The 4622-nt window shown below is 34.7% G+C and carries 5 protein-coding genes; all 5 read left to right on the plus strand.

Translation table 11 applies throughout. From position 1 onward, the window contains the following. Positions 1 to 130 precede the first annotated feature (130 nt). The 5 genes from H8S17_RS15620 to H8S17_RS15640 all read left to right on the plus strand — a co-directional run bounded on the left by H8S17_RS15620 (position 131) and on the right by H8S17_RS15640 (position 4471). On the plus strand, positions 131 to 1321 hold the full coding sequence (locus H8S17_RS15620) for a DUF4885 family protein (protein WP_186867852.1): 1191 nt from the start codon (positions 131 to 133) through the stop codon (positions 1319 to 1321). A gap of 135 nt (positions 1322 to 1456) precedes the next feature. Beyond that, the gene (locus H8S17_RS15625; RefSeq protein WP_186867854.1) at positions 1457 to 2083 is read left to right on the plus strand and encodes a DUF3879 family protein; all 627 of its coding nucleotides are present in this window, start codon (positions 1457 to 1459) and stop codon (positions 2081 to 2083) included. Between the two features lie 213 nt (positions 2084 to 2296). Beyond that, positions 2297 to 2965 (plus strand): hypothetical protein, encoded by a 669-nt coding sequence (locus tag H8S17_RS15630; RefSeq protein WP_330595822.1) that lies wholly within the window; start codon positions 2297 to 2299, stop codon positions 2963 to 2965. 280 nt (positions 2966 to 3245) lie between these two features. After that, the gene (locus H8S17_RS15635) at positions 3246 to 3779 is read left to right on the plus strand and encodes a DUF3879 family protein (protein WP_109258671.1); all 534 of its coding nucleotides are present in this window, start codon (positions 3246 to 3248) and stop codon (positions 3777 to 3779) included. Between the two features lie 71 nt (positions 3780 to 3850). Further along, positions 3851 to 4471, plus strand: coding sequence for a hypothetical protein (locus H8S17_RS15640; protein WP_186867853.1), 621 nt, complete (start codon positions 3851 to 3853; stop codon positions 4469 to 4471). Positions 4472 to 4622: the final 151 nt, after the last annotated feature.

A 4622-nucleotide genomic window follows, 5' to 3' on the forward strand; every position in this document is an offset into this window, starting at 1 on the left:
GAATATCCATGATTTATGGCCAAGGGGAATGACATAGACTTAGAAAATATCTCTATGAAGAAATGAAAATATGAGAAAAAGCGAGTTAACAAGAGAAAAACAAAGATTATTATGGGAGGTTTGTGATATTATGAATATATTTTTTAACAGCCGAATAAATGCTAATCAGTCATTGCTTAATGTTCTGTTTGGTCAACAGCAAAAAGCGGCAAGCAGTCAAAACACTGGTTGTAGAGGCACAAGAGATACCTTAACGATAAGTGCATCGGGAAAGGAAAAACTGACAAAAAGTACAAGTGGAAGAACACATAATACAAGTATTGACGGTAGCATTGACTTAAAGTCCTATATAGCTTCAGCAAAAAAAACGAATCAAGAGCTCATTGAGAATGCAGGAACACAGATTAATGCGAAAACAAGTGAATATATGAGTACAGGTAAAGCATTTAGGGCGGCATTAACGGAAAAGTATTCTAAGCTTGCCGCAGAAGCAAAAACACATTCTAACCCTGAAAATTATATTCATTCCAAGTATTTTGATAAGAGTTCAGAGTATTACGAGACTAATTTGACTGATACAGAACGTAGGATTGCATATAATTATGAGATGCAGATGTGCCGGACAGGAAAAATAAATGGTGTAAATTATCAGGATTCTTTGTTCAGGGGAATTGAAGTGGACGGCGACAGTGTAGATTCGGATAAAATCCAATTTGAAAGAGCATTGGTAAATTCGCAGATTTCAAATATTTTAAAGCAGGCTGGTGTAGATACATCTTCTATTACGAAAGATTGTACTTTTACTGTTGATCCATACAGTTACGAGATAACGGTAGATGGCGTGGATGAAGAAACAAAGGTGTTGATGCAGAATGCTTTAAATGTAGGTAATAATGGGAAAAATCTCTATAAGCATATCTATTATTGCTCAACACAAGATGGCTGTGAGAGTTCTCAAGTAACAGAGGAATCAAAGATGAAATACGAAGCATATCATCAGGTTTATAGTTATACAGGATATGAATTAGACAAACTTGAGGAAAAAAATGGGACATATTATACGGAGTCGGGAGAGAATATATTAGACTTAGTGGATAGTGCAGTTGAAAGTTCCGGAAAAGTTCCGAAAGAGTTTAAGCAGCAAATGAATAATTGGATACATGACCTGGTTTCAACTATTTCAACCAGAGGATGGAACAATGTGCCAGATATGACTTTAAGCATTTTATATGGAAAGAGCAGCTTAAAGGATATGAACCAGTTGATTACATACCAGTATGAAGCTGATCGTATGAACAGACAATGGTATTCTGTGCTTTAGAAATATGCTAAAAACAAAAATACTTAATAAAGTGGGTTCCTTTATTTTTTGGAGATTTATGACGATCTATACTATATAGCATAGAGTTAATTCAAACGGATTTAGAATGTATTTACACGGAGGTTTTATATGTCAATGAATATCAGCGGATTAGGCAATACCTATAATGGCATCAACACAAATAGTAAACAATATAAGGCTTTGAAAGAAAAGGGCTGGTTATCAGGTATTATGCAAAATGAAGCCATGATGTCATCAGAAGAAAGAATGATATATGAAACATTCGGTGGAAGAGATACCATTATTAATAATCTGATGAAGCAATTTGATTCGGATGGCGATTTACTGAATGCAAATGGAGTGGCAGGAATGGATGTTACCGGCAAAGGTACATCGTGGCAGCAACTCACAAGTGTATCTGAGGAATATCGTCAAAAGATGTTTGATAATGTGAAGAAGGAATTTATTCAGGAAAATGGTCTTTCAAATGGTGATACAACGAAGCGTTCAGATATTTTCAAAGATTATCAGTTAAGTGTAAGCAAAGACAAACGGCTAAGTGGCACATGGACTTTAGAGCAATACGAAGGACAGTATAGAGCCGCTATGTATGCAGCAGTGAAATCAGCTAATCCAAATTGGAAACTGGGACAAAAGTTTGATACAAGCATTCTTGATAATGTCAAAAGAGAATCAGTGGAATCTACTCTTGTCAAAAATGGTAATAGGTTAGTTCGTAATTCTATTGATGTATCAGTATAGAATACAACATCTTTGGTGCTAGACCAGCCCTTGATTTCATTATAATAGATAAAAAGATATTGAATATATATGCACGGTAAAATGACTATTCTCAATAAACGATATTGAAAAAGTGCTTTTTATCAGAATGGGGATTGTAGGATTGATTTTTCAATCATAGAATTTATGGAGCGCAAGTAAAATAACTTTGGAGTTGCAAAGGAGTGTGATGATATGAAAAAAATGATAGGAATGAAAAATAAAAGTATCAATCAAGTTTCCATAATAAATGGTGAAGATGGTCCCACAAGTGTTTTTATATTTGGAGAAGCTCAAAAGCAATCTCTAAAGATTAGAATCCGAAATGCTATCTATCAATCCAGACGAAAAAGGATAGAAAAGAGAATAGCGGCCAACCCGCATACCCTTGCGGAAGTGGTGCAATACGCAAAGGTTCATTATGATTTAGTGGAAATCAATCCTGCCGCAACAAATTGGATAGAACGACAGAAAAATCTAAAAGCTAGTTTGATTATGCAGCATAAACCAGAACTTTTGGGCCAAAGGAAAGATATTCCAAAACCAGATTTTCATAATGAAGAATCTGTTAAAAATTTTTTGAATGAAATGGAAATTAGAAATAAATTGATTGACCAAATGCCTGATAATGTAATTCCCATGGATTTTCATTTATATGAAATAAAAATTGGTGAGGATTTAATGGAAATAGAGGTAGATTATACCTGGAATATATTTGGAATATCTTACTCTGGAAATAAGTCGGTCATAAAAAGGTTTAAGAAAATAGCCAGAGATTTATATTGTTATTATGGTGTCAGTGAGGAGGATATAAAGAACCGGACAAAAAGATATTCTTCACTGGTAACGGAATTGAGTTCATAATTCAGAATTTTAAATAGAGGTGTATAGTAGGGTTAGTTCAGGAAGTGATTCGTTTTATTTATATGTAGAAGATGGCAATGGAAATGTTAATTATACAACAGTAAGTAAGAGTGGAACAATAACAATTAATGATTTTAATGGTTTTGATCCGTCAGGCAAGTGGAAAATATGGATTGTTACAAAAGGAACAGTTTCAACATCCACTGAAACAATAAAAGTATATTATACATATTAAAAATGTAATGTGGCTACAATTTTGTATTATAGGAGAGAGTGAAATATGAATGTAAATATTAACAATAAAAATTTATTTTCGCAAAGTTTGCTAATAAACAAATTCTTCTTTCAGAAAAATTCTTCACACAAGCAGACTGGGATTACGACCGTAGATTCTGGGTGTCAATATAGAAATAACAATTATTACTATAATAAAGATGGTGTACCTTTTTTATCAAAGGAACAGGCAGACCGTTGTATCAATGGTAAGGATTGGAAAAAGATAGTGTCTGTATCGGATAAGGTGAAGTCGGATTTAGAAAAGGTTGTAAAGCAGGATTTTATCAGTAGCAATGGTGCATATATACCAGAAGAAAGCAAGAGACATGATGTAATCAAACAGTATTTGAATACGATTCCTTCTGAACAGCGAAATTCCGCTTCGTGGACATTGAGCAGAATGGCTGGAGATTATGCTTCAAGAATGGAGACACTGGTAAAGAAAAATAATCCTGGATGGAAGCCAGGAGATGCATTTGATACAAGTATTTTAGATCAGATGGATGATACTCTTGGTGGATTAGATTTTAAAGTATAGATGTAGGTGAGAAAAATCCAACAGGTGGCATAGTTGGAAGGACTCCGAATAATGAAAGGAGATATGTTAATATGGCAGTTACAGGAATAGGAACTTATGCGTCATATACGAATAGTTATGGCAATACACAAAATGCTGGAAACAAAACGGGCAGGACATATAAGAATGCCCATGAATATAAGAACTATTTAACACAAAAATACGATTGTTTACGAAGCAGGGATTATTCCGTAAATATAAACAGTTCTCTTTTGTCAGAGGCTATGGGAGATGAAAAGACAAAACAATGGTTGGAGTATAATCTATCTTTAATACCGGAAAGTATCGAAAAATTGAAAGCTGCTCAAAGTGCTCGTGGCTGTAAGGTACTGAGTGTAACGGATACAATAAATGGATATGATAGCATAACAGAAGAAGTACTGGTAACAGATGAGGTTGATCCGGGAACAGAAAAAGCAAGGAAAGAACTTGAAGAACGACTCGAGAAAAGGAAAGCAGAAAAGAAAGAGACAGAGGAAAGACTGGAAAAACAGCGTGCCGAAAAACAGGATCAGGAAGAACGGCAATATAATCTGAAAATTGATGGAAAAGATGTAGCTGACCTGACAGGAAAAATGGTGGAATTGGTAGGTACTTCAATTCCTATAGGAGTGACGGAAAGCGGAGTTTCGACATTTGATGTGCTGGCATAGAAACTGATATGAGTATGCCGGGATGTATTGACATGCAGAATGTATTTTTATTTCTTTCGGTGGGACTGGTTGCGATTAACCTTATCCTTATGGAGTTCATGCAGAATACCATTGAAAAAGAAGAGAGAATAAAAATTGCGGTACTTACGGA

Source organism: Roseburia zhanii, assembly GCF_014287635.1.
GTDB classification, from domain to species: Bacteria; Bacillota; Clostridia; order Lachnospirales; family Lachnospiraceae; genus Roseburia_B; species Roseburia_B zhanii.